The organism is Paraglaciecola mesophila (assembly GCF_009906955.1).
Taxonomy (GTDB): domain Bacteria; phylum Pseudomonadota; class Gammaproteobacteria; order Enterobacterales; family Alteromonadaceae; genus Paraglaciecola; species Paraglaciecola mesophila_A.
The window spans coordinates 2,675,638-2,700,935 of record NZ_CP047656.1 but is presented as its reverse complement, the minus strand read 5'-3'; the positions used below and the strand labels follow the sequence as shown (position 1 = coordinate 2,700,935).

25 protein-coding genes and 4 tRNA genes are annotated in these 25,298 nt (G+C 43.9%); 23 read left to right on the top strand and 6 right to left on the bottom strand.

Going from position 1 to position 25,298, the window contains the following annotated elements; translation table 11 throughout:
- Position 1: 1 nt before the first annotated feature.
- The 5 genes from FX988_RS11530 to FX988_RS11510 are packed head-to-tail and all read right to left on the bottom strand — an operon-like array spanning position 2 to position 2,564.
- Complete coding sequence (locus FX988_RS11530) at positions 2-544, bottom strand: hypothetical protein (protein ID WP_160179985.1); 543 nt, start codon at positions 542-544, stop codon at positions 2-4.
- Between the two features lie 2 nt (positions 545-546).
- Entirely contained in the window at positions 547-795 is a 249-nt protein-coding gene (locus tag FX988_RS11525) for an acyl carrier protein (protein ID WP_160179983.1), read from the bottom strand.
- 15 nt (positions 796-810) lie between these two features.
- Positions 811-1,041, bottom strand: coding sequence for a phosphopantetheine-binding protein (locus tag FX988_RS11520; protein WP_233076244.1), 231 nt, complete (start codon positions 1,039-1,041; stop codon positions 811-813).
- Positions 1,042-1,051: 10 nt separating this feature from the next.
- The gene (locus FX988_RS11515; RefSeq protein WP_160179979.1) at positions 1,052-1,834 is read right to left on the bottom strand and encodes a lysophospholipid acyltransferase family protein; all 783 of its coding nucleotides are present in this window, start codon (positions 1,832-1,834) and stop codon (positions 1,052-1,054) included.
- Positions 1,824-2,564: a beta-ketoacyl synthase chain length factor gene (locus FX988_RS11510; RefSeq protein ID WP_160179977.1), complete on the bottom strand. Its 741-nt coding sequence runs from the start codon at positions 2,562-2,564 to the stop codon at positions 1,824-1,826. The genes FX988_RS11515 and FX988_RS11510 overlap by 11 nt, the downstream gene beginning before the upstream one ends.
- Positions 2,565-2,794: 230 nt before the next feature.
- Here FX988_RS11510 and FX988_RS11505 point away from each other — a divergent pair, with 230 nt between their 5' ends.
- Positions 2,795-3,235 (top strand): excinuclease ATPase subunit, encoded by a 441-nt coding sequence (locus tag FX988_RS11505; RefSeq protein ID WP_160179975.1) that lies wholly within the window; start codon positions 2,795-2,797, stop codon positions 3,233-3,235.
- Positions 3,225-3,851 (top strand): 4'-phosphopantetheinyl transferase family protein, encoded by a 627-nt coding sequence (locus FX988_RS11500; protein ID WP_160179973.1) that lies wholly within the window; start codon positions 3,225-3,227, stop codon positions 3,849-3,851. The genes FX988_RS11505 and FX988_RS11500 overlap by 11 nt, the downstream gene beginning before the upstream one ends.
- Positions 3,852-3,890: 39 nt before the next feature.
- Here the strand turns inward: FX988_RS11500 and FX988_RS11495 are convergent, their stop codons facing one another.
- Complete coding sequence (locus FX988_RS11495; protein ID WP_160179972.1) at positions 3,891-4,835, bottom strand: hydrogen peroxide-inducible genes activator; 945 nt, start codon at positions 4,833-4,835, stop codon at positions 3,891-3,893.
- Between the two features lie 136 nt (positions 4,836-4,971).
- Between FX988_RS11495 and FX988_RS11490 the strand changes: the two genes are divergently transcribed.
- The 21 genes from FX988_RS11490 (at position 4,972) to tuf (ending at position 25,139) form a co-directional block, all read left to right on the top strand.
- A complete protein-coding gene (locus tag FX988_RS11490; RefSeq protein ID WP_160179970.1) occupies positions 4,972-5,628 on the top strand; it encodes a carbonic anhydrase in 657 nt (218 codons plus the stop codon).
- Between the two features lie 18 nt (positions 5,629-5,646).
- Positions 5,647-7,287 (top strand): SulP family inorganic anion transporter, encoded by a 1,641-nt coding sequence (locus tag FX988_RS11485; protein ID WP_160179968.1) that lies wholly within the window; start codon positions 5,647-5,649, stop codon positions 7,285-7,287.
- Positions 7,288-7,482: 195 nt separating this feature from the next.
- Positions 7,483-8,751, top strand: coding sequence for a lipopolysaccharide biosynthesis protein (locus FX988_RS11480; protein WP_160179967.1), 1,269 nt, complete (start codon positions 7,483-7,485; stop codon positions 8,749-8,751).
- An 86-nt stretch (positions 8,752-8,837) separates the two neighbouring features.
- A complete protein-coding gene (locus FX988_RS11475; protein ID WP_254700601.1) occupies positions 8,838-9,839 on the top strand; it encodes a glycosyltransferase in 1,002 nt (333 codons plus the stop codon).
- Complete coding sequence (gene wzy / locus FX988_RS11470) at positions 9,820-11,211, top strand: O-antigen polysaccharide polymerase Wzy (RefSeq protein ID WP_160179963.1); 1,392 nt, start codon at positions 9,820-9,822, stop codon at positions 11,209-11,211. Before FX988_RS11475 ends, wzy begins: the two co-directional genes overlap by 20 nt.
- Positions 11,212-11,213: 2 nt before the next feature.
- Positions 11,214-12,389, top strand: coding sequence for a glycosyltransferase (locus FX988_RS11465; protein ID WP_160179961.1), 1,176 nt, complete (start codon positions 11,214-11,216; stop codon positions 12,387-12,389).
- Positions 12,383-13,570: a glycosyltransferase gene (locus FX988_RS11460; RefSeq protein ID WP_160179959.1), complete on the top strand. Its 1,188-nt coding sequence runs from the start codon at positions 12,383-12,385 to the stop codon at positions 13,568-13,570. Before FX988_RS11465 ends, FX988_RS11460 begins: the two co-directional genes overlap by 7 nt.
- Entirely contained in the window at positions 13,563-14,183 is a 621-nt protein-coding gene (locus FX988_RS11455) for a sugar transferase (RefSeq protein ID WP_160179958.1), read from the top strand. Before FX988_RS11460 ends, FX988_RS11455 begins: the two co-directional genes overlap by 8 nt.
- Positions 14,173-14,808: an acetyltransferase gene (locus FX988_RS11450; RefSeq protein ID WP_160179956.1), complete on the top strand. Its 636-nt coding sequence runs from the start codon at positions 14,173-14,175 to the stop codon at positions 14,806-14,808. The genes FX988_RS11455 and FX988_RS11450 overlap by 11 nt, the downstream gene beginning before the upstream one ends.
- A gap of 27 nt (positions 14,809-14,835) precedes the next feature.
- Positions 14,836-16,014 carry a DegT/DnrJ/EryC1/StrS family aminotransferase gene (locus tag FX988_RS11445; protein ID WP_160179954.1) on the top strand — a complete coding sequence of 393 codons (1,179 nt, stop codon included), beginning with the start codon at positions 14,836-14,838 and terminating at the stop codon, positions 16,012-16,014.
- The gene (locus FX988_RS11440) at positions 16,011-17,858 is read left to right on the top strand and encodes a polysaccharide biosynthesis protein (protein WP_160179952.1); all 1,848 of its coding nucleotides are present in this window, start codon (positions 16,011-16,013) and stop codon (positions 17,856-17,858) included. Before FX988_RS11445 ends, FX988_RS11440 begins: the two co-directional genes overlap by 4 nt.
- Before the next feature lie 69 nt (positions 17,859-17,927).
- A complete protein-coding gene (locus FX988_RS11435) occupies positions 17,928-18,446 on the top strand; it encodes a polysaccharide biosynthesis/export family protein (RefSeq protein ID WP_160179950.1) in 519 nt (172 codons plus the stop codon).
- Between the two features lie 2 nt (positions 18,447-18,448).
- The gene (locus FX988_RS11430; protein WP_160179948.1) at positions 18,449-20,575 is read left to right on the top strand and encodes a GumC family protein; all 2,127 of its coding nucleotides are present in this window, start codon (positions 18,449-18,451) and stop codon (positions 20,573-20,575) included.
- An 88-nt stretch (positions 20,576-20,663) separates the two neighbouring features.
- Positions 20,664-21,662 carry a UDP-N-acetylmuramate dehydrogenase gene (gene murB, locus FX988_RS11425; RefSeq protein WP_160179947.1) on the top strand — a complete coding sequence of 333 codons (999 nt, stop codon included), beginning with the start codon at positions 20,664-20,666 and terminating at the stop codon, positions 21,660-21,662.
- A complete protein-coding gene (gene birA / locus FX988_RS11420; protein ID WP_160179945.1) occupies positions 21,659-22,645 on the top strand; it encodes a bifunctional biotin--[acetyl-CoA-carboxylase] ligase/biotin operon repressor BirA in 987 nt (328 codons plus the stop codon). Before murB ends, birA begins: the two co-directional genes overlap by 4 nt.
- Complete coding sequence (locus tag FX988_RS11415; RefSeq protein ID WP_160179944.1) at positions 22,629-23,369, top strand: type III pantothenate kinase; 741 nt, start codon at positions 22,629-22,631, stop codon at positions 23,367-23,369. Before birA ends, FX988_RS11415 begins: the two co-directional genes overlap by 17 nt.
- A 159-nt stretch (positions 23,370-23,528) precedes the next feature.
- Positions 23,529-23,604, top strand: a tRNA-Thr gene (locus FX988_RS11410).
- Positions 23,605-23,611: 7 nt separating this feature from the next.
- Positions 23,612-23,696: transfer RNA gene (locus FX988_RS11405), tRNA-Tyr, on the top strand.
- A 38-nt stretch (positions 23,697-23,734) separates the two neighbouring features.
- Positions 23,735-23,809, top strand: a tRNA-Gly gene (locus FX988_RS11400).
- A 6-nt stretch (positions 23,810-23,815) separates the two neighbouring features.
- A tRNA-Thr gene (locus FX988_RS11395) sits at positions 23,816-23,891 on the top strand.
- 63 nt (positions 23,892-23,954) lie between these two features.
- On the top strand, positions 23,955-25,139 hold the full coding sequence (gene tuf / locus FX988_RS11390; RefSeq protein WP_013752621.1) for an elongation factor Tu: 1,185 nt from the start codon (positions 23,955-23,957) through the stop codon (positions 25,137-25,139).
- The last annotated feature ends 159 nt before the right edge of the window (positions 25,140-25,298 follow it).

The window sequence follows — 25,298 nt, the reverse complement described above, 5'->3', positions numbered from 1 at the left end:
TCTAGGCTTTTCTTACTCTTAATCTAATTAACCATTCGCCAGTCGCTAACATCCCCATCAGCACGTAAGCAATTAGACCATTGTAAAGCACCCATATTTCATCGGTTGCGAACAAGGCGGTCAGACAGGCAATTGTACCATTGATGATAAAAAATACGCTCCAAGCTAAAGTAACTTTTCGCGTGTATCGAATAGCACTTTGAGGTAGTTCGGGTTCTTTTAGTCTTGCTAACTTTTCCACAAGGCTTTCGTTTGTCAACAAGCTACCGGCGAATAGAGCAAAGAAGCCGACATTCATCACTACAGGGTAAAATTTAAGGCCTGTCTGCTGGTCGGCAAGCATGATGATAACAAGCAAACTTAATACACTGAAAATCACCAATTTTCGTTCAGATTCTTGTTTCTTGGAAAGCCAGCGTAACGACAAAATTATCAATACTAGAGGCAGAATCCATTTGGCTTCAAACCGCTGTAATCCCCAATAAACAATGAATGGGTAACAAATACTCAACAGAATGACGAGCAGTGTAAAAAATTTTTTCATGCTTATTCAGCGAGCAAATTGTCCACCTGAACGACTACATCGTTGACGGTTCTTACGGTTTTGAAATCTTCGGGCTTAATCTTTATCCCAGTCATTTTTCTGAGTTCTACGACCAAATCAACCGCATCAATACTGTCTATATCCAAATCTTCATATAAATTAGATTCAGGCTTGATAGTTGCTGGGTCTATTTCAAATAGCTCTTCAAAAAGGTTGACAACTTTTTGAAATGTTTCGTCCGTTTTGTTCATAATTAAATACTTACTTTATATAGTTCTATGGTTTTGCACTAACTTAGTTAATGCATTTACATTGGCAAAATGAGCTCTTGTTTCTTCTGAGTTTGAATCAAGCTTAATGCCATATTGCTTTTGTAGCGCTAAACCGATCTCTAGAGCATCAATAGAGTCTAAACCTAAGCCATCCACAAATAGTGGTGCTTCGTTGTCAATTTCATCGGCGTCAATATCTTCTAAATCAAGACACTCGATAATCATTTCTTTTAATTCATTTTGTAACGCTGTCACTTATCCCGACCTCAGTATGAAAGTACCTAGTTAAATACTCAGTTAATGTTCGCGCACCTATAATGCTGCTCGTTTCTTGTGTAAAGTTCTGTATGTCTATTTTTGAATTAGCAGTGATTGTAAAATGCATCTTGCGGGCAGGAATATGGTACCATTTATGCTGCTTGGTCAATGATATTGGCTCGCAGTTGATGATGACAGGCGTAATATCGACATCTGCTCGAACGGCTATATTCGCCGCTCCTCTTTTTAATTTATGGGGCTGACCCGGAATACTGCGCGTGCCTTCTGGAAACACTATCATCACTTGGCCTTTGTGAAATACTTTTTGCGCTTCCACTATCACTTCATCAGCTGGGCCGTTATTAATGGTGTAGCCTGCAGCGCTGATCGCCCCGCGCATAAACGGGTTTCTGATAAGGGCTCCTTTTACCACACAGTTAGCGTTAGGTATAAGCGCAATAAGAAAGACAACATCCAATAATGTAGGGTGATTGGCTAGCACTAATTTCGCTTCTTTAAGCTGCTTCATGCCATGCACTTCATAGGTCAACACGCCCATAACGCGCATCAATTTAATGAAAGTAGCAAACGAGAAGTGAATGAATTTCTGCCCTCGAGCTTCTCTGGTTAACGCATTGCCTGGCATGCAAGCTAAAATGGGCACGACAATAATAGGAATGAGTATTCCGCCTACGCCAAAGACAAAGAAACTAAATGCGGTAGCAAACCAGCGCCAGGCGAATGCTAGTCTAGCGAACACGATCTGTCTGCCTTTCTAAGGTCCACGCAGCGCCATTGTTGCGACAGGAAAATAGGTTGGAGTCATTGAGTAAAAAGGAAATAAAGGCTCTTAACTCTGATTCATAGGAGGTGTTATTGGCTGCGCTATCTAAAGAAGGGGAGTATTCGAAAGCAAGCGATTCACCGTGCTCACGACTAAATACAATGGCAATTGCGTATGGGAAATCTGTCGATTGACTATAAGGGCGATAAAGCTCGGGCAATTGAGTATCATAAATTACGCACAACACACGCTTAGCGGTTTGCAATTGACTTAGGGTTTCAAACAGTGCACTGGCAATATGGCCTTGCATGGCTGATATAGCCGTAACCGAGGATTCATTTTTCGTTGCAATGGTGTACAAACCGCTGATAGCGTTGTGCACAGCCAAACTAAATCCGGTTGGCGACATATCTTCTTGTCTGCCGATACCTTCAAGTAGTGAGAGTGTCAGGTTTGTGTCGCCATGTTGCGACGCAAAAACACAGGGTATATTGAGGTTTTCTAAATTGAGCTGACCAATTGCACCCATCGCCGCTTTACCCAACGGATTAAATCGTCGGCGTAGCATCATGGGGATATGTTTCAGATTCACATTAAGTTTGTCGTCTGACATAGCAGATGGCCCAGAAACCCAGTTCTGCCAATCAGATTTGCTTTCAAGGGACGGTGCTACTGCAGTCCATGCCTCCAACTTGAATGCTACCAAAACTACTCCGCTACGATAATAACCGCTAAATATTAAAATGCGTCTGCATTTTACGTCAGTTACTTATTATTGCAATAAAGGTAGATAATATTATCAGCTCCGATCTGTTATTGATGAATGAGCGAATTTTTTATTTTTTCAATTGCGGGCGTAGCTATAAATCAGCTGTAAATAAGTGCACAATATTAAGGTACTCAAACTACTGAAATAGAAAAGGAATTAGTATTCAAATGAAATTTACAACAGCTATTGCCGCACTCGTACTTTTATTTTCAGCTTCGCCGGTTTTCTCAAAAGACGTAAAACATATGTCACTTATTCAGGATGCTATGCAATCTGATGTGTACAAAAATCGCTTGGATCCGAACATTGGACTTTATTTCGGTGAGCAAAGTCATGGCTCTGTGCTCAAAAGTTTTGGTAGTTTCCCGACAAACAAGAAAACGAACGCATTTAATAAAACCGACGTTGAGGCATGTGAATGGGTTTTATTATCAGCATTGTTGACCTTACAAGAGCGTGCACGTAAGGAAGGCGGTAATGCAGTGATTAATATTGCGAGTTACTATAAGAAAAATACCATTGTTAGTGAAACACAATATGAGTGCCATACTGGAACGTTTATCGCCGGCGTTGCGCTTATAGGTGAAGTGGTGACACTTGCCGATTAAATATCGGCGCTTTGAAAACTTCCAACTTTGGCAAACTAAGGTTGGAAGTGATTCATATGCCCAGGAGTCAGAAGGACTTTGTTTACTCGGAGAATCAGAAGTATTTCGGCTGAGGGGCATAACCAATCCCAGAAGAAAACGAGAATATATTTTAAGCAGAGCGCTTATTCGTTATGCATTGTCTCAAGTGTTTTCGTATCCCGTGGACTATTGGATACTCACTGAGTGTTCAAATGCGCCGCCGAGTGTTAAAAACCTTCCCACTCCAGTATTTTTTAGTCTTTCTCATAGCGACAGCAATATTTATTTCGTATTGGCAAAGAGACCAATAGGTATTGATGTCGAATTGATTAAACCTAGAGATAACATACACGCACTTGCCCAACAGTTTATGCACGCGAATGAGTTAATTCAGCTAGAGGAGGCGGCTGATGAATTGTTTTTCTATCGTACATGGAGCGCGAAGGAAGCATATTTCAAAGCGCTGACACCTGAGGTGCAGGCTTCGATGGTAATGTCTGAGGTGTTGATTGCTTCAGTACTCAACGAAGAAGCTTGGTATCAAGTGGACTTTAGTGATCAGCAGTTTTCTCGAGTGGTAGTCGCTCGACGTTAAGCTATACAAATATGACTGAACACTCAATATTCTTGTGTTTTATGAAGTGCTTACCTCTACTACATGACTTAAGCGCGCTTTAATGATTTTTCTAAAACGGTCCGCTAGTTCTCTAAAAAATACTCTCGAAGGAGAGGTATTTCGCCATGCTAAAGCATGTTGCCTTAATATAGGTTTGTTCTTTATTTCACATACATGCAGTGATTCAGGCACATGCATTTCAGAGTGCACGTATAAACCAGGTAAAAACGCTGCACCCATGCCCATTACCACCATTTGTCTTAATGTATCAAGGCTGGTGCCTTCGTAATCGCGTTGTAGCTCTGCACCTAATTCGTTGCAAATATCCAATACTTGGTGATGAAAGTGATGTTTGTCTTCCAGTGTCAAAATCCTTTGCCCTCTAAGGTGCTTAGGCTCGATTAATACATCTTTGCTCATGGGATGTTCACTTGATAGCACCAATTTCAAAGGTTCTGTAAACAATGGCTCTACAATAAAGTCATTTGGTAAACCCGCTAATGGGGATATTATCAAGTCGTAATCCCCCTTGTATAAACCAGCGTGAAGTTCACTAGGGGCTGATTCACGCACATAAAACTTGAGTTTGTCATAAAGTTGATGCAATTGAGGTAGTACAAAAGGCAACAAATAAGGACCTAGGGTTGGGGGAATGCCCAATTTAAATGTTGTTTTTGGTCCTTGAGCCAGCTCTCTGGCGACATTTTGAAACTCTGTCATTGTTTGGAGTAGATGTTCTGCATGGCTGAGTAACTCTCTACCATCGGGCGATAGCATTGTGCCGTTTCGCGTTCTTTCGAACAACTTCAGCCCTAGCCCTTCTTCTAGTTTAATGATTTGATTTGTTAATGTCGGTTGGCTGATGTGCAATTGATAAGATGCTCGTCTAAAATTAAGTGTGTGTGCAACAGCGACAAAGTATTTTAATTGCTTTAGGGATGGCTGAATATGAGACTGGGGCATAGTGGAATTCTATATGTGTCCTTGATAGTAATAGGCTATCACGAACCAGTGTATTTTTCTATAAAGCTATCAGGCAACATGAGTATAGTTTAACGTGGCAACGGGTAAGACCGTTTTTTAACTTTAGGAGTATGTCATGGATCATGTGATTTCAGGTGTAGCAAAGTTTCAACGAGATGTTTTTCCAAAAAATAAAGAAGTCTTTCAAAAGCTAGCGACGAGTCAAAATCCAGAAGTTTTATTTATTACGTGCTCTGACTCACGTATTGATCCAAGCATGGTGACCCAAACGGGGCCAGGTGATTTATTTATTTGCCGTAATGCAGGCAATGTTGTTCCACCGCACAGCAATCAAACAGGCGGCATGACTGCGTCAATCGAATTTGCCGTAGCGGCTCTGGGTGTCGCACACATAGTTATTTGCGGCCATACAGATTGTGGTGCTATGAAAGGAGCACTCGCACCAGAAGCATTGACTGAATTACCCCATGTGAAAGAGTGGCTAGGTCATTGCCGTGGTGCCACGGAAGTGGTTAAACACAAGCACGGTAGTGTCGGTACTGAGCATTTAGAAGAAGTGACGAAAGAGAATGTTTTGTTGCAAATTCAGCACCTTAAAACTCACCCTTCTGTTGCGGGACGTTTAGCGTGTAAAGAAGTACAGATCCATGGTTGGGTATATAACATCGAAACCGGTGATGTTTTGTGTTACGAGCCGTCAAGTGAAAGCTTTAAGCCAATGCAAGAATGTTATGCCAGCGATTCAGAATTTAAGTCGGCTCTTGGCCTATAAAGCAGGATATTCAAATAAATGAAATTCGATTTTTCAAATTTAAGAGGTGATTTAACCGGCGGTATTACCGCCGGTATAGTTGCCCTACCTCTAGCGTTAGCTTTAGGTGTAGCGTCTGGAGTGGGTCCTTTAGCTGGCTTATATGGCGCAATTGCAGTGGGCTTTTTTGCTGCCCTTTTTGGTGGTACCCCGTCTCAGATATCTGGCCCAACAGGCCCTATGATCGTTGTTTTAGCAGGCTTGTTTGCCAGTTTATCAGGCAATGTTGAGCTAATATTTACCGCTGTTATTTTAGCCGGTATTTTGCAAGTCCTATTTGGCTTTCTTGGCGTTGGCCAGTACATTCGCTTGGTGCCATATCCAGTAATATCTGGGTTTATGACAGGCATTGGCGCTATTATTATTATTTTGCAGCTTGGTCGGTTGCTTGGTCACGAGCCTCCTGGCGGTACGTTAGGCGCTTTATCTTATCTGCCTCACGCGATAGCGAATATCAATTTCATGACCTTAGGACTTGGGGTGTTAACTTTGGTTATCGCCTATAAATGGCCTGCGAAATTGGGTAAATATGTACCTGGTGCTTTAGCTGCATTGATCATTGGTACCTTGATTAGTCTTGCATTGACAAATGTACCTGTATTGGGCGAAATACCAAGTGGTTTGCCTAGCCTTCACTTACCTGTTTTTGAACAAAGTCACTTCTGGTTGGTTCTTGAAGCCGCATTTATTCTTGCTGTACTGGGCGCAATCGATAGCTTATTAACCTCGCTCGTCGCTGACAACATGACTCGAACGCGTCATGAAAGTAACAGAGAATTAATCGGTCAAGGTATCGGTAACACGGTCGCAGGTTTGATTGGAGGTATCGCTGGTGCTGGTGCAACTATGCGTACTGTGGTCAACATTCGCTCGGGTGGTAAAACCAAAATATCGGGTATGGTGCATGCGTTAGTTCTACTTGCTGTTGTTTTGGGTTTGAGCCCATTGGCAGCGAACATTCCACACGCTGTATTAGCAGGCATTCTGGTTAAAGTAGGACTAGATATTATCGATTGGCGTTACATTAAGCGTGCTCATAATGGTCCTCGCTGGGACTTCGCTCTCATGTTATTGGTGCTCGGTTTAACAGTTTTTGTTGATTTAATTACTGCTGTAGGTGTGGGTGTTGTTTTGGCTGCACTTGCGTATGTACGTCAAATTGCACAAATACAAATTGAAGAGTTACGCGCTATCCCTAAGTTATCTAACGACCCTGAAGAGAAAGCATTGCTTGAAAAGGGACATGGTAAAGTGAATGTATTTAACTTTGCGGGTCCTTTAAGTTTTGGTGCTGCAGCTGACCTAGGTCACCATGTTAGGCAACAAGTGAAGCCAGGCTCAGAAGTTCTTATTTTGGACTTCTCCCGCGTGCCAGCAATGGACGTGTCGGCGGCGATGGCAGTAGATACTATCTCGTCTGATACCAAGGCGGCAGGTAAGCTCCTCTACATATGTGGTGCGAATCAAGCGGTGAAAGATGTTCTGTTAGCGATCAATGGCGGTCAGCTTGCAGACTTTGAAAGCGAAACTTTAATTGAAGCGTTGCAAAAAGCGGTTAAGGTTATCGATAACGATTCCAATGGAAATATAACAGGAAGCTCCCAACCTCTTGTTAATTAACATTATTTAGCCGCCTTATCTTAGGCGGCTTTTTTTTGCTTGAAATTTTTACTTGCTAACTTCTTAACAACAGGGTACTAAATATCTTTGCTCCTCCTTAGACTAAAGGCTAAAGCGAATTTAAACGCAATTGCCTTACAATAAATAAAAATACAAGTGTAAACGCTACGTTTCACATAATAAGAATAATAAAACGTGAATTCATCTGTTGCGAAAAGCTCAGCTTATACTCTATTAGCGAATGTTTTATTAGCGGCAAGTCATTGGTTGCTGTTCGTTATCATCGCTAAATTTTACTCGGGCCTTGAACTCGGACAGTTCGTGCTTGCGTTATCCTTTATCTCCCCAGCTTTTTTATTTGCTAGTTTTAAACTACGTACCTTGATCGTGGTGGACAGGCAATGGCAGTTCTCACTCAATGAATACTTTTCTGCTCGCTTGTTAGCTAACTCTATCGTGACACTGGGCTGCATATCCTTTGTTTACTACCAATGGTCAGAATTAATGCAGGTTGCAGCGGTTGTTATACTCTACCGTTGGTGTGATTCCATTACTGAATTTGCTCATAGTTACCAGCGCCGTTTGCAGTACTTTAACCGCATTGCCGTGCTTATGGCGGGACGTTCGCTAATGACCATGTTGGTGGTTGCCTCGGTTGCAGTTACTGGTGGGGAGTTTGGTCACTTATTGTTAAGTTGGGCGTTAACAGCCTTGGCGTTTTGCTTATTTGATATTTGGCTGTTGAAAATTTCAAGTAAAGAGAATGAATGTCACGCTTTATCTGTGAGCCAGTTTACTTCTTCTGCGGCATTTACACGTGCACTGGGTCTTTACAAACAATACTTTACCGTCGCCTGTGCATTGGTTATTAGTTCACTATTTGTCTATCTTCCGAATTTTTTCTTAAGCCAGCAAGAGGGAGTTGAAAGTGCAGGGTACTTCGCAACCATCAGTTATTTTCTTGTAGCCGGTGGGATCATTGTTAACAGCTTATCTCAGGTGATCACGCCTAAATTAGCGATGTATTATCAGCGTCGTGAGCAAACCGCATTCAACCATTTGGTAAAGCGGTTATGCATTATTGGTTTTTTACTTGGTTTGTTAGGTGTTGGTATTGCTTGGTTATTCGGCGGTTTCTTTCTTACGCTCTTTTACACTCCATACATCGCGCAATTTCACGGAGTATTAATCGTTTTAATGTTGGCTGCCGGGGTACGCTATATATATATTTTTATAGGTACCGCATTGGCGTCTTTACAGAGTTTTGCTGTACAAACAAAAATCTATGCTATCGGCCTATTCGTGATGGCGATTTCTTGTTACTTGCTGATCCCTGAATTTAGCTTATACGGGGCAGCATATGCCATGTTATTAGCGACTTTAATCGAATGTTTACTGTTTGCACTCTCTATACGCCCACATGTTAGTAAGGCTTTTTCAGTTACGAAAAAGGTTGCTGCATGAGGGTCCTGCATATATTCGGCGCGATGAATCGAGGCGGAGCAGAACTAAGAACCATAAGTCTAATGCCAGCAATGGCGGAGCGAAGGGTGCAGTTTGATTTTTGCGTGTTAAGTGGTAATCAAGGTGTAATGGATGAGACCATTACTGAACTTGGCGGAAGCATTCATTACATCAAGTTGTCATGGCGGTTCGTATGGCAGTTTTTCCTTATGTTACGTCGCGAAAAATACGATGTTGTCCATTCACATGTGGCGTTTGTATCGGGTTTTATCTTGTTGATGGCACGTTTAGCAGGCATTAAAAAGCGAGTGTGTCATTTCAGAAATACCAGCGATGGCCGTTCTTCTTGGCTTCGTTCAATGCGTAACGGGCTATTGCGATTCCTTATTAGACACAATGCCACTTCCATTATTGGTGTTTGTGAGGGGGCTTTAGCGGGTTTCATGGGTGCTAACTGGCGAAATCTGCCCAAATGTAAAGTGGTATACAACGGTTTTCCTACTACTCAAATAACACATCAATTGGATTTCTGGCAAGAGCTGATCCCCAATTACTCAGGTAAAAAAATCATTATTAACGTGGCTAGAATGGACGTGCAGAAAAACCATTTGCGCCAATTGCAGATTTTTTATCAGGTTACGCGCATACACCCTCACGTCCACATGATCCTAATAGGGTTAGAAAATTCAGAAACGAAAGCGCAGTTGATTGAATATTTGGCTCAAGTGGGAATTTCCGACAAAGTCTCATTTTTAGGCCTTAAGTCAGATGTCATGCTATGGCTACGCCATGCCGACGTGATGTTATTTCCGTCACTATGGGAAGGCTTACCGGGTGCAGTTATCGAAGCGGCGAGTGTTGGAGTGCCTGTTGTTGCGTCCGACTTACCCGGAGTGCGAGAAATAGCACGTCAGTTGCCTGTGGTGAATGCTTTACCGCTTAACGAGACGAACACTATATGGGCTGAGCATTTGGTGAGGCAGTTCAAACGAGATGATAACAAGCTTGAACGTGTTAAACAGTTTGAATGCAGTGACTTTAAGTTATCTGCAAATGTAGAGGCCTTGTATGCTATCTACTGTGAATAACTCAGCGATGCAAAAAGTCATTGGTGTATGGGTTATTTCATTGACCGGCATACTGGTTTTGGCTGCTTACTTTAATGTGTTTGAAGCGCCTCGTAACGTTCTCGAGTCAATTACTGCAATTCATTGGGTGGCGCTATCAGCGATTTTATATTTCAGTCTGCCCAGAGGAATGTGGTCTATCTGTTTTATTTTTATGACCGTGCTAGGCGTCTTTCACGTTGGCTTAGTGTTTGCCAGTGCGTTAAATGGCATCACAGATAAGGACACGCTCTATCAGATTAGCCGCTGGTACTACAGTGTTGAAACCGATAATGCGATCCATATCGTCAATTTGGCGATGATAGGTTTTGCTTTAGGAGCTATTTGCTTTTCCAAAGAACCAAGCGCCAGTATTGAAGGCCCCAGAGAAAACAGCGCATATCAAAAGCGTCTGTTCCATATCGGTGGCTTATCTTTGGCTCTTTTTGTTGGGCTATTCTTCTTGTTGACCATTATTACAGGGGCGCTGAATTCGTATGGTGCCTACTTGGAGGTAATGAGTCATTCTCCCCTTTATTCACTAATATTTTCCTATTTATATTTCTTCATAGGTATTTCGCTCGTTTTGCTGTGCGTTGTTTATCGACCTGGATACGGCTATTGGTATTTTGCATTATTTGCCGTTTGGGCATTGGTTGCGTTTAAAGTGGGGCTGCGAGGAGAGGTGATGTTCCCAAGTGCTGTTGCTGCTTGTATGTTAGGTCGTAAAGGGGCACCGATTAAAAGTTCATTGTTGCTCATTGGGGTGATTGGCTTTTTGGTCCTGACCGGTATCGTAAAAAATGCCAGAGTATCCGGTGACTACTCTGGTGATTTGTCTGTGAATCCATTAAATGCAGTCGCCGAAATGGGTTCCAGTTTGCGGGCAGTGCAAGAAACTGTGACATGGCGGAAGCATGAAAACTTTGATTTATTATTAGGAGGCAGTTATTGGGCACCGTTTGAACGCCAGTTCGCATTATTCATACCGCAATTAGAGCGAGTAGATGTGCAGGAAGATGGGCGCTTATTGAATATCGTGGTTCAGAATAAAGCTGGGCCAATTGGTTTTTCTGCGATTGCAGAGGCGTACATAAACTTTGGCGAAAAGGGCGTTATCTTACTGTTTTTCGGGCTGGCCGCTTTAATGGCGAAGCTAGATTCATCTACATCAAATATTCGAAACAACCTATATATAGGAGTTGGCTTGCTGCCTATGTTTGTCACTGTGCGAAATAGCTTTATTCATGTTCCGGTGCAGATAGTACTGGGCATGTTGATTTCGACTTTCATCATGTACATCGCGTTCAAAAAAGACAAAACAACACGTATGTCTCCAGAGTGGGTAAATTAGCGATGCAGGTTGATATCGTGATTGAACAGCGTTTTTATCGTTGCCTAAAGGGATACTATTGGACGGAAAATATGTTTCCTTACGCTTTCTGGTTACGTTATTTGCGTGTCTTTTCTCAGGTTAATATCGTGGCTAGGGTCGCCAAGGTCAAAACGGCAGAAACAGCGTGGCATCGAGTTGACGGTGACCAAGTAGGATTCGTTGAGTTACCGAGTTATATTGGTCCAATTGGGTTTGTGAAAACTCTGCCAGGCTTGTATTCGGTATTACGTAAACGCAGGCACGCATCACGTAGCGTTATTTTTCGTATTCCGGGCATTTTGGCCGCTATTTACCAACTGCTAGCATTACCTAAGGACGCTAAATTCGGAGCTGAAGTGGTAGGCGATCCTGCTGATGTTTTCGCCAAAGGAGCCAGTAAGAGCCCTTTGCGAGTGGTTTTTAAATCGCTATTTAGCACTATGCTTAAACACCAATGCCAGCAAGCCATTTCGATTGCTTATGTGACAGAACACAAGCTACAAAAGCGCTATCCACCGAATCCAATCGCCATGCATACTCATTACTCTTCAATTCAGCTTACTGATGTAGATTATACAAAGCGCCAAATGTATTCATTTCACGAGCCTCTACGGATAGTCTGCGTGGGTAATTTAGCTCAACCCTATAAAGGCTGTGACTTTATGTTACAGGGCATCGCTAGGCTGAGTGCTCAAGGGGTAGACGTTTCATTAACGTGGATAGGTGGCGGTAGCCTGTTGCCAAGTATGAAGGCTTTCGCTAGAGGGCTTGGTATTTCGTCCAAGGTGGCATTTTTAGGCAATGTTGCATCCAGAGAAGAAATACGCCAGGTGTTAGATAGTGCCGACTTGTTCATCCTTTCTTCTCGCCAAGAAGGCTTGCCTAGGGTACTAATCGAAGCTATGGCGCGTTCATTGATTTGCGTTGCTACGGATGTAGGCGGGGTAGACGAGCTGCTGGAGCCTCGTTTTATTTTGCCGCGCGATGATATGGACGCCTTAATTCAAAGGGTGACTCTAGTGTCGGGGTTGTCAGTCGAAGAGCGGCTTGTTGAATCCAAGCGAAACTTTGATACTGCGCAAAAATATCACAACCAACAGTTACAAATAAGACGAGATATGATGTATCAAGCCGTCCTAGAGGCTAGCCCATGTTAAGAGTGTTGCATTTATTGAAAACAGCGATTGGTGCCAGTTGGGCGCTGCGCCAAACCACCGAATTGGTTAAACTAGGAGTAGAAGTACACCTTGCATTGCCTGATGGGCCTATGGTTGCTCGTTATAAAGCCGCTGGGGTGGTGGTGCATATATTCGACCCTTCCATTGTGCTGAGTCAGCCTTGGAAGAATATATCGAAGACAAAACAGCTGCGTCGCTTAGTCGATGAAATTAAACCAGATATCATTCATAGTCACTTTGTTGCAACCACCTTACTCATGCGTTTAGCGCTTCGCAGCCACGAAATTCCACGAATTTTTCATGTTCCCGGTCCATTACATTTAGAACATTGGGGCTTTCGTCGAGCGGAATTGGCCAGTGCCAATCGAGATGATTATTGGTTGGCTTCCTGTTTATGGACAAAAAACGCCTATCAAGCCTTTGGCATTAATGCTGAGCGAGTTGGGTTAGCTTACTATGGGGTAAATGAAGGTGACTTTTCATTTAAACCAGCTAGTGACGAGAACATGCGAGCACAATTGGACCTTCCACAAGACACCTTTTTAATCGGTATGGTGGCGTATTTCTACGCGCCTAAAGCTTACCTGGGGCAAAAGCGCGGGCTAAAAGGGCATGAGGATTTAATTGACGCCATTGCAATTGTGCGTCGGCACTATCCTAATGTTAAATGCGTCTTTGTGGGAGGGCCGTGGGCCGGAGCGGATAATTATTTTGCTCAAGTTCAGGGGTATGCACAGCAGCACGCTCCCGGTTGTTGTGTCTTTTTAGGCCTGAGAAATGACGTGCCCACACTCTACCCTCAGTTTGATTTGGCTGTACACCCCTCTCATTCAGAGAATGTTGGAGGTGCCGTGGAGTCAATGTATGCTGGAGTGGCAACATTAACCTCTAATGTTGGTGGGTTTCCTGATTTGGTTGAAGATGGTGTCACTGGCTATATGGCACCGGCTCAGGCCCCTGAGCTGCTGGCGAAAAAAATAATACAAGCGATTGAGCAGCCACAGCAACGAAAAAAATTGGTTGCCAGCGCCAGTATCCGCGTTGCGAATATTATGAATGTGCAGCATAACGCTAAGCAAATAACCGATTTTTACCAACAGGTCATGTCTCAACAAACAAAACGTACGGCTCGCTTAGATCGGAGAAACCGAAATGCGTAAACGCGTGCTAGATATCCTATTGGTGTGTATGGCTTTATTCCTATTGTGGCCCATCATTTTAGTCACTGCGTTGTTTGTACGAGTGTTACTGGGCGGTCCCGTACTCTTTAAACAAGCACGACCGGGGCGCCATGGTCGCGTGTTTAACATCATGAAATTTCGCAGCATGACCAATGAAACAGATGAAAATGGCCAGTTGTTAGCTGATGACGTTAGGCTCACCTCTTTCGGCAAATTCTTACGTCGCAGCAGTTTAGATGAATTGCCTGGGTTATTTAATGTACTTCGCGGTGATATGAGTTTGGTCGGGCCAAGGCCACTGCTTGTAGAGTATTTACCTTTGTACAATGCGCAACAACTGCGTCGCCATGAAGTACGCCCTGGAATAACAGGGTGGGCGCAGGTTAATGGTCGCAATAATTTATCCTGGGAAGATAAATTCAAACTAGACGTATGGTATGTGGATAACCGTAGTCTCATGTTAGATATTAAAATTTTATGTATGACGGTAATTAAAGTGATTCAACGTGTTGATGTAGAGCAGATAGGGCATGTCACCATGCGAAAGTTTACCGGTAGTGGCAACGCTGAGGGAGAAAGAAATGATCAATAAATTAATCATTATCGGAGCCAGCGGTCATGGGAAGGTCGCGGCTGACTGTGCCCAAGCGAGCCGTCGCTTTAGCAATATTCACTTTTTAGACCAAGCCTATCCTAAGCAAAAGCACAATGCCCATTGGGAGGTAATAGGCCACGCTGACGATGTGGCAAATTATATTGCGAGCGACACACTGTTCTTCGTTGCCATTGGAAATAATGCGATTCGCGCTCGGGTGAGCGCAGAATTACACGCACTACATTGCTCGTTTGCGACGTTAATCCATCCCAGTGCGCAGGTGAGTAAACATAGTGAAGTCGGCGTTGGTTCACTTATTTGCGCGAATGCAACGGTCAATATCGCCAGTAAAATAGGCCAAGGTGCCATTATCAATACCGCATCCAGCGTGGATCACGACTGCGAGATAGGCGACTTTGTGCATATTGCTCCAGGAGCACATCTGGCGGGCAATGTTACGGTCGAGGAGCAAAGTTTTATCGGTATTGGTAGCGCAATTATTCAAGGTTGTACCGTGGGTCGCCATAGCGTAGTCGGTGCAGGCTCTACTGTGCTGGCGAATATTGCTTCGCATCTGGTAGTGGCTGGCAGCCCAGCTAAAAAAGTTAATAATAATAATTAAACATCTTAGATGATGTGAGGTAACTCAATGTTAAATGGACCGTTTTCGCCCTGGCCAAATTACGATGAAGCTGAAAAAGCAGCGGTGTTGTCAGTGTTAGACTCCAACCGCGTGAACTATTGGACCGGACAACAGTGCCGAGAATTTGAAAAGGCATTTGCCCAGTACATTCACTGTGAGTATGCAGTCGCGGTGGCAAACGGTACAGTTGCGTTAGATTTAGCTTGGCAGGCGCTGGATATACCAAAAGGGAGCGAAGTCATTGTGACCTCGCGTACTTTTATAGCGTCTATTTCTTCTATTGTTTTGGCGGGCTTAGTGCCCATTTTTGCCGACATTGAGCTGGATAGTCAGAACATTAGTGCTGAAACAGTCCGTGAAAAAATCAGCCCGAAGACTAAGGCCATACTTTGTGTGCATCTTGCAGGATGGCCTTGTGAGATGGATGACATTCAATCCTTAGCGGATGAGCACAACCTGTATATCGTAGAAGACTGTGCTCAAGCTCACGGTGCAAGATATAAAGGGAAGCCTGTGGGCAGTATCGGCGATATTGCCGCCTGGTCATTCTGCCAAGATAAGATCATGACCACCGCCGGTGAAGGTGGCATGGTCACGACTAATAATCAATCCCTTTGGGAGAAGGTATGGGCGTTTAAGGATCACGGTAAATCGTGGGAAGCGGTATACGAAAAAGATCATCCCCCCGGCTTTCGCTGGCTGCATGAAAGTTTCGGTACCAACTGGCGCATGACTGAAATACAAGGGGCAGTAGGCCTACAGCAACTGAAAAAAATGCCTATTTGGGTTAAGCAGCGGCAACGCAATGCCCAGCAAATTTTTGCTAGCGCAATTGAGACCAACGCCTTGCTCGTACCTGAAACACCCGATTACATTGAGCATGCTTTTTATAAATGCTATGTGTACGTTAAACCTGAAAAATTGAAACCCGATTGGGATCGCGACCGTATCATCGAGGCAGTGAACCAGTGTAATGTGCCATGTTTTTCAGGTTCCTGTTCTGAAGTTTATATGGAAAAGGCGTTTGACGGTTCTGGCTTTCGTCCCGACGTTCCTTTAGCTAATGCAGTGAGTTTAGGCGAACGCTCCTTGATGTTTTTAGTGCATCCTACCTTAAGCGAAGATGAAATCTCTCACACATGTGAAGTGCTTAAAGGTGTCATGCTGCAGGCAACAATCTCATGAAATTAGATCGATTATTTACCTTTAGTCCCCAAGCAAAACTTTTGTTGTCGATGGGATGGGATATAAGTGCGATTTTCGTCAGTATTTTAGTGGCCTATTGGTTGCGGATCGGGATTGAAGAGTGGCATTTTGCTGCCAGCGAATGGCTGGTTATTCTTCTAAACTGTGTGTTCGCGGTTAGCTTGATGACTTTTTTTGGCCATTATCAACTCATTGTTCGCTACATTGATATACGCGCAATTTATCTTATTTTTATTGCGTTAAGTTTATCTGCGTTGTACTTGTTTGCGGCGCGATATGCCTTTCAAGCATTTGTGCCTACCACTGTGCCGTTTATTTATTTAACCCTAGCGATGTTTTTAGTTGTCGCCCCCCGTTTATTAATACAAACCACGGTACAAACGCAAAATTATAAAATTCGTGAAAAATGCATCATATTCGGTGCTTCACAAGCAGGCCGTTCGCTCGCGCAAACCTTACGTACAGGTAATGATCTGCTGCCGGTTGCGTTTGTAGACGACAAACAGCTTTTTCAGGGCAAGCAAGTGATGGGCTTGCAAGTATATTGTCGTGAAGATATACCAGAGTTAGTCAAAAAGTACGGCGTGAACAAGATGCTGCTTGCGGTAAATAACTCGTCTCACGAGCGTCGAAAAGAACTGATATCTGAGCTTGAACCCTTCGCTATTGAGCTTTTGAGTATCCCTAATATTCAAGATATTTTATCTGGTAAGCGAAAAATTGATGAACTGAGCGAAATTAAAATAGAAGAGTTGCTCGGCCGTGAACCTGTCCCACCTATTGCTGAACTACTGGATACTAACATTCGTCGTAAACGCGTGATGGTAACCGGTGCTGGTGGTTCAATCGGTAGTGAGCTGTGCCGTCAAATAGCTAAATCATGCCCTGAGTCTCTTGTACTGTTTGAGCTATCAGAACTTAATCTTTATCAAATAGAAGGAGAGTTGAGTAAGCTCTACCCTGATATCAAAATTGTCCCGATATTAGCTAGTATTCAAGACAACGAAATACTGCGCGCTGCTATTCAAAGTCATAACATCCAGACTATTTATCATGCCGCTGCGTATAAGCACGTACCCATGGTGGAATCGAACCCTTTGGCCGGGTTACGTAATAACGTTTTTGGTACCGCAAATGTGGCCTTAGCGGCACTCGAATTTGATGTGGAAAAATTTGTTCTGATTTCCACAGACAAAGCGGTACGCCCGACAAATGTAATGGGAGCAACAAAACGCTTCGCCGAGTTAATCGTGCAAGGTATAGCTGAGCTTGAATCTACCACGCAATTTGCAATTGTGCGATTTGGCAATGTGCTGGGCTCCTCGGGCTCAGTAGTACCGCTCTTTACCCGCCAAATTCAAGCAGGCGGACCCATAACGGTTACCCACCCAGATATTATTCGTTTTTTCATGACCATTCCTGAAGCGGCGCAGCTGGTAATACAAGCTGGCGCTATGGGTAAAAAGGGGGAGGTATTTGTACTGGATATGGGAGATCCCGTAAAAATTGTCGATTTAGCCCAAAAGATGGCGCATCTAATGGGTCATACGCTGAAAACAGAAACCCAACCTGATGGCAATATTGAGCTTAAATTTTCTGGTTTACGCCCAGGTGAAAAACTGTATGAAGAGCTGCTAATTGATGACGCTGATACCACCACTCAACACCCAAGAATTATGGGGGCCGATGAAAGCAAATTGCCGTTTGAGGATGTGGTTATGTTACTGGATGAACTGAATTTCGAGTTAACTCAGCATAACGAAGTAAAAGCCAAAGAGATATTGGTTGGCGCTCCTTTAGCTTATGCCCCAGCGACGCATTAAACATAATGAAATGTAGTATGTGGTCGATACAAATAGAATGTGCTCATTATTTTGCTCCCAAGGTATAAAGTGTTGCGAATCCGTATTTTACCGTTAATCACATTGCTGTTTTGTGCTGTTTCACAGGGGCAAGATATGACGTTTTTTATGGGGACAGGGGATGTCATTGTAATTAACGTGTACGGTGAGCCGGATCTCAATCAGCGTGTACGGATTGATAAAAGCGGTGATATTCGTATGCCGCTTATCAAAGCAGTCAATGCCCTTGATAAAACAGCCGGTCAACTTGCAGCAGAGATCGAGGCCGCCTATTTAGACGGTTATCTTGTTGAGCCAAATGTGAATGTGGTGATAGAACGTTTTCGGCCTTTCTTCATTAAAGGGGCAGTAAAAAACGTAGGAGCCTATGATTTTCAGTTTGATCTGAGTGTTGATGAGGCTATCGCTGTCGCAGGCGGTTTAAAAGAACGTGCCTCTAAAAGTAATTGGTTCATTATCCGCGGGGCTGAAAAAAAACGTATTGCGGCTCGGGCAGAACAAATGGTCCATCCAGGTGACATCATTGTGATTGAAGAAAGCCTTTTTTGACCATGGAAAACAACCGAGAATTTACCATCAAGCAAGAACGGTCTTTGGATATCTTCGATATCCTAACGTTTTTTTGGCGCAAGAAATATCGAATTATTATTACCGCAGCGCTGATGGCATCTTTAGGTGCCTATTACATATTGCATCTGCCAAAAATGTACGTAGCCAGCAGCATTCTGCTGTTAAGCGCTAAAGACAGCGGACTCACATTACCTACTAGCTTATCCTCTATCGCCAGTGGCGAAGATTCTCGCCAAGATACCTACATAGAGTTCATGCGTTCTCGGCAATTCGTGCAAACAGTGGTAGAAGATTTAGCCTTGTACAATTTGCATGAATACCAGCAATCGGGCGAAGGCCACTTTGTGTCAGAAAAGGATTATGCGACTGACAAACTGCTGAAACGGTTCAATGTGACCAAGTTAAGTAACACTGATATGCTTAAAATCACGGTGGAGTCTTCAACACCCAGCAGCGCAGCGGAAATAGCAAACCATATAGGCCCAGCGTTTTTTGCCTATTACGCTTTAATGAACAGGCAAAAAGCGGATTCCAAATCTCAGTGGTTGAATAATCAGCTAAACGAACTTAAAACCAGCCTTAGTGAATCCGAGGAGCGGTTGCTCGCCTTTTTGCGCAACAACGAGCTAGTTGACGTGGCAAGTCAGGTGGATTTAGCCAAAAGTGAAATTGCGGGGTTAATTGAACAGAAAATACAACTTGATCGCGCGGTTGCTGAATCTAACGGTAGCATGTTGCAAGTTGCCACCATCTCAGGCGGCTTGCAAGATTACTTACAGATACCTGCTATTCAAAGCAATCCACTGATACGTGATTTACGCATTCGGCGCGGTCAGCAGCAATTGTTGATGGATGGTATCGCAAAGCGTTACTTGCATAAGCACCCTAAGTATATTGCTGCCAAAGCTGGATTGGAGGCTATCGATAGCGAATTCACCATGCTGATAAATCAGCTAGTGAATGGCTTGCGCAGTCACAATCAGACCCTCAAAACGCGTCAGCAGGAAATTATCGAACAAATTCAACAGACCAAAGTACGCCATGCAAATTTGGGTAAGCACTCCATGCAAATATCTCGTATGCAGAGAGAGATTGAATCGACTCAGCATCTGTATGAGATGTTTTTATCTCGCTTACAAGAAACAGAAATTCTCAAAGACCTAGATGATAGAAACGATTTCGCAATAGTTGATTCTGCGTCGGAGCCAACCTTTCCGGCTAAACCTAGGGTGGTGATGGGGATTGCCCTCGCGATTATATTTTCTAGTGTATTTAGTTTTGGCTTTTGGCTAATTTTGCATTTGATAAGCGATAAATATACACGTTTCAAAAGCATACTATCGAATGTGGACGTGCCAATTTTGAGCTTGGTACCGAGAATAAAACGCAAGAAAGGGCGTAAAAATAAGCCCTTGGCTCTGTCGATGCAATCTGAGGGGGAGCGTAACTTTCACTATTTTGAGGCAATTCGTTCTTTACGAACGGGTGTGTTGGTAAAAAATAACCAGCGGAAAAACGCTGTGATTGCAGTGACAAGCATCGGCGACCAGGACGGGAAAAGTGAAATCTCTACCAGTTTGGCAGACTCATTCAGCAGAATGGAAAAAACCTTATTAATAGATGTCGACCTACGGCAACCAGCAATTGGCCCTATGTTTGATATTGATCCTAAGCTCCCGGGGTTAACCAGTTTTTTAGGGAAAAAGAGTAGTTTTACTCAATGTATTCACTCAGTGCACAGTAGCCCCCTTATGCTGATGCCTAGTGGTCCGATCCCTACAGATCCATTAGCGTATATATCGAAACCGCGTTTTGCCGCTTTCTTGCATAAGCTGAGAAATTACTACGAACGCGTATTGATAGAGACGCCCCCTATTAATACAGTGAGTGATGCTATCGCGGTGGGGAAGTTTATTGATGGAGTGATAATTGTATGCGATGTAGAGAAGAACGAAAGTGCAGACTTATTACTGGCGCTTCAGCGAGTGCACGAAGCCGAATTGCCAATATTAGGTGTGGTATTTAATCGAGTGAAAGATTTTCGTTCTAGTATGCATAAAAGACAAAGTATAGTCACTCGGGTTAAGCGTGCGATGGGGCTTGGTTGAGGCGCATAGATGAAGGAAGGCGAATCACGTCTTTGTTTTCCGCTTCCCCTTGGCTAGAATAACGCAAAATTGCCAATCGGTTGTTATATTGAAATCTCTGCAACACCTTCACACTTTTGGATTACCCGCGCACTGTACTGACATCGTCAGTATCAAAACTGTTCAGGATGCCCACGACTTTATCGCCCAGTACCGTGATAAGCCATATTATTTACTGGGGCAGGGAAGCAACACCGCTTTTGTGGCTGATTATCAAGGCACAGTGGTCGAAGTCGCTTTAAAGGGGATCTCAGTAAATGAAAGTCCTCGCGCCTTTACCCTTGACGTCGCCGCTGGTGAGGGCTGGCATGATTTAGTGGTTTGGTGTCTTGCTCGTGATATTAAAGGGCTTGAGAACTTAGCGCTAATACCAGGTACAGTGGGTGCTGCACCCATTCAAAATATCGGCGCCTATGGCGTTGAAGTAGAGCGCTTTATTGAGAGTGTTCAATACATTGATTTAGCCAGTAACCAATTGCAGCGTATTGCCTGTCACGATTGTCAGTTCGGCTATCGTGACAGCATTTTCAAGGGTGAACTTTGGCAGAAGGCGCTCATTGTTGGGGTTAGGTTTTCAATACCGAAAGACTGGCAGCCTGTTGTTACCTATGGTGAGTTAGCCGCACTACACAGCCCTAGTGCACAAGACATCTTCAACAAGGTGGTAGACGTGCGCCAAGCAAAATTGCCTGATCCTCGGATGCTAGGCAATGCGGGCAGCTTTTTTAAAAACCCCATTATAAGTGCTACCGCCTTTGCTGCACTGCAAAAGCAGTGGCCCAAGGTGCCCTCCTACCCTTTAGAAACGGGAGAGATAAAAATACCGGCTGCATGGTTGATTGACCAACTTGGCTTTAAAGGGCAATTTGAAGGGGGAATTCGTTGTCACCCAAATCAGGCGTTGGTATTAACGAATGCTGAACAAGGTACGGGAGAGCAACTTCTCACGCTTGCTCGGCGCATCAAAAGTGCAGTAGAAGAGCAGTTTAATGTGGTTTTAGAACATGAAGTGCAGCTTATTGGGGCCAAAGGGAAGGTTGTTTTATGAAGCAGAGTACAAGTAAGACCTCAGATACCAATCGCAATCATATCGTTCAAGCCCTTGCCAGTGGGCAATTTTGTTCAGGCGAAGTATTAGGTGAGCAGTTAGGAATATCCAGAGCGGCTGTATCTAAATATATAAAAGCCTTAGGCGAGCTAGGGCTTAATATTTTCAGTGTTACCGGAAAAGGATATCGACTCGCAGAGCCGATTCAATTACTTGATAGTGAATTAATCGCTGGCTACTGTGCCCGCTTTGATAGTAAGCAACTGACATTACTCAATGTTATAGACTCCACCAATCAGTATCTCAAAGATCGTATTGGTACTTTGAATAACGGTGATATGTGCTTGGCAGAAGCGCAAACTGCAGGACGGGGAAGGCGCGGGCGTACATGGGTATCACCTTATGGTGCGAGTTTGTATTTGTCGCAATATTGGCAGTTTGCTGGTGGCTATCAGTCGATTGGTGGTTTGAGTCTCGCAGTGGGGGTTGCTATTACTCGCGCGTTAGAGAAAGCCGGCTATCGAGATATAGAATTAAAGTGGCCTAACGATATATACGCCCGAGGTAAGAAGTTGGCAGGCGTACTGATTGAAGTTGAAGGCCAAATGGGCAGTGCTTGTGACTGCATTATTGGTGTAGGGCTAAATATGGCGCTTGATTTAGGCAGCGAACAAATAGATCAGCCCTGGATAGATTTAGCCACCTTAGACCCTGAACAGTTCGACCGCAATCGAGTAAGTGCATTTTTGTTAGATGAATTAACCCATTGTGCTCAGGTGTTCAGCCAATCTGGGCTTGAGCCGTTTATCGAATCTTGGCGCGAGAAAAACGTATTTAAAGATAAACCGATTCGTTTAATTATCGGCAATAAAACTGTGCAGGGTATATGTAAGGGCATCGATAGCACCGGCGCGCTGTTATTAGCGCATGAAAATGGTGTCCAAGCCTACAGCGGTGGAGAGATCAGTGTCAGAGCAAACTAAAGCGCTGTTATTAGATGTAGGCAATAGCTATATCAAACATGCTCAGGTAAGCATAAGTGAGCAAGTGTTCGAGCAACCGCTGGACATTGCCCGCTGCAAAGATATGAGCATCCTTGCTGAGCAAATCAAAACCAGCCAGCGAGTTATCGCTGCTGCCGTGGGGCAAGGGCAGCAGGTTGCCCTGTTGCAGACATTGTGCAATGAATTTGATGTGCCTTTAACGCATGTTAAAACCCAAGCCAGTGCATTTGGCATGTGCTGCGCATATCGCAATTTTTCGACGTTAGGCGTTGACCGCTGGCTAGCCATTTTGGCAGGCAGGCGCCTTAGCCCCAAAAAAACATACTGCGTGATTGATTTGGGTACAGCAAATACCTGCGATTTGGTCTCGGATAATCAGCATTTAGGGGGGTGGATTGCCCCAGGTTTTAGCTTGATGCGCGACAGCTTGATTAAAAATACCGAATTAGTTTTCGCAAATGATGTGTTTCCAACGGATTTGACCTTAGGTGTTCAAACCGTAGATTGTGTGAATATGGGGTGTGCTGCTGCTGTAAATGGATTTATTTTTGCTGCAGAACAGAAAATAGCGCAACAAGATGAAGAGTATTGCGTGATCATTACCGGCGGGGGGCAAGACATGATTAAAAAAAATGCCCCGAAACATTACTATTTTTATGAAAACCTAGTTTTATTTGGGCTACTGGAATATTTATTTCATTAAGTTTAGTCAGTTTTATTGTGGAAAAAATACTCAAATTGGCATTTGAAAAGCAAATTAGCTGTAATTTTAGCCAAACGATACAAAAATTGTATTTTTTTAATAATTGCCTCTTGCGTGTTGGGAAATGTTGCTCTAATATCCGCACCCACTTGATGACGTGCCGACTTAGCTCAGTTGGTAGAGCAACTGACTTGTAATCAGTAGGTCACCAGTTCGACTCCGGTAGTCGGCACCATCAATCTGGAGGGGTACCCAAGCGGTCAACGGGATCAGACTGTAAATCTGACGGCTCAGCCTTCGCAGGTTCGAATCCTGCCCCCTCCACCACTTTTTCAAAAGCGAAGTGGCTAGAGAGAATGTGATGTGCGGACATCGTATAAAGGCTATTACCTCAGCCTTCCAAGCTGATGATGAGGGTTCGATTCCCTCTGTCCGCTCCAATCAGTGCTGATATGGCTCAGTTGGTAGAGCGCACCCTTGGTAAGGGTGAGGTCGGCAGTTCGAATCTGCCTATCAGCACCACTTTCTCTCCCCAGTTCAAAAAGTAAACACAATTTCTTATCACAATTTGCTGGGGAATAGACAATGGCAAAAGCAAAGTTTGAACGCACTAAACCGCATGTAAACGTCGGTACAATCGGCCACGTTGACCACGGTAAAACCACTCTAACAGCTGCAATCACTACTGTACTTGCAAAAGTATACGGCGGTGCTGCATCTGCATTCGATCAAATCGATAACGCTCCTGAAGAGCGCGAGCGTGGTATCACTATTTCAACGTCTCACGTTGAATACGATACTCCTACTCGTCACTACGCACACGTTGACTGTCCTGGACACGCCGATTATGTAAAAAACATGATCACGGGTGCTGCTCAAATGGATGGCGCAATTCTAGTAGTAGCAGCGACCGATGGTCCTATGCCACAAACGCGTGAGCACATCTTGCTAGGTCGCCAAGTTGGTGTACCTTTCATGGTTGTTTTCATGAACAAATGTGACATGGTTGACGACGAAGAATTGTTAGAATTGGTAGAGATGGAAGTACGTGAATTGCTTTCAGAATACGAATTCCCTGGCGACGACTTGCCAGTTATCCAAGGTTCAGCACTTAAAGCCCTAGAAGGCGACGAGAAGTGGGAAGCAAAAATCATTGAGCTTGCAGAAGCACTTGATAGCTACATCCCAGAGCCAGAGCGTGACATCGACAAGCCTTTCCTACTTCCAATTGAAGATGTATTCTCAATTTCAGGTCGTGGTACGGTTGTAACAGGTCGTGTTGAGCGTGGTATCGTAAACACAGGTGATGCAGTAGAAATCGTTGGTATGAAAGATACAACGACTTCAACGGTAACTGGTGTTGAAATGTTCCGTAAATTGCTTGACGAAGGTCGTGCTGGTGAGAACATCGGTGCATTGCTTCGTGGTACTAAGCGTGAAGATGTTGAGCGTGGTCAAGTACTAGCTAAGCCTGGTTCAATCAACCCACACACTCAATTCGAAGCTGAAGTATACGTACTAAGCAAAGACGAAGGCGGCCGTCATACTCCGTTCTTCAAAGGCTACCGTCCACAGTTCTACTTCCGTACAACTGACGTAACAGGTGCTGTAGAGCTTCCTGAAGGCGTAGAAATGGTAATGCCTGGTGACAACTTGAAATTCGTAGTTGAATTGATTGCTCCTATCGCGATGGACGAAGGTTTACGCTTCGCAATCCGCGAAGGTGGCCGCACAGTAGGTGCAGGCGTTGTTGCAAAAATCATTGCTTAATAGCTAGCAAATTGATTTGAAAGAAAGGTCACTTCGGTGGCCTTTTTTTATGCCTGTAATAAAGATTTCACGCAGCATGGCTAATTACGCTCTTTTGTGGATCTGTACAAAAAGCTAAGATTAGCTATTATCAATTTTTGCCTGTTAGCTTGAGCGAGA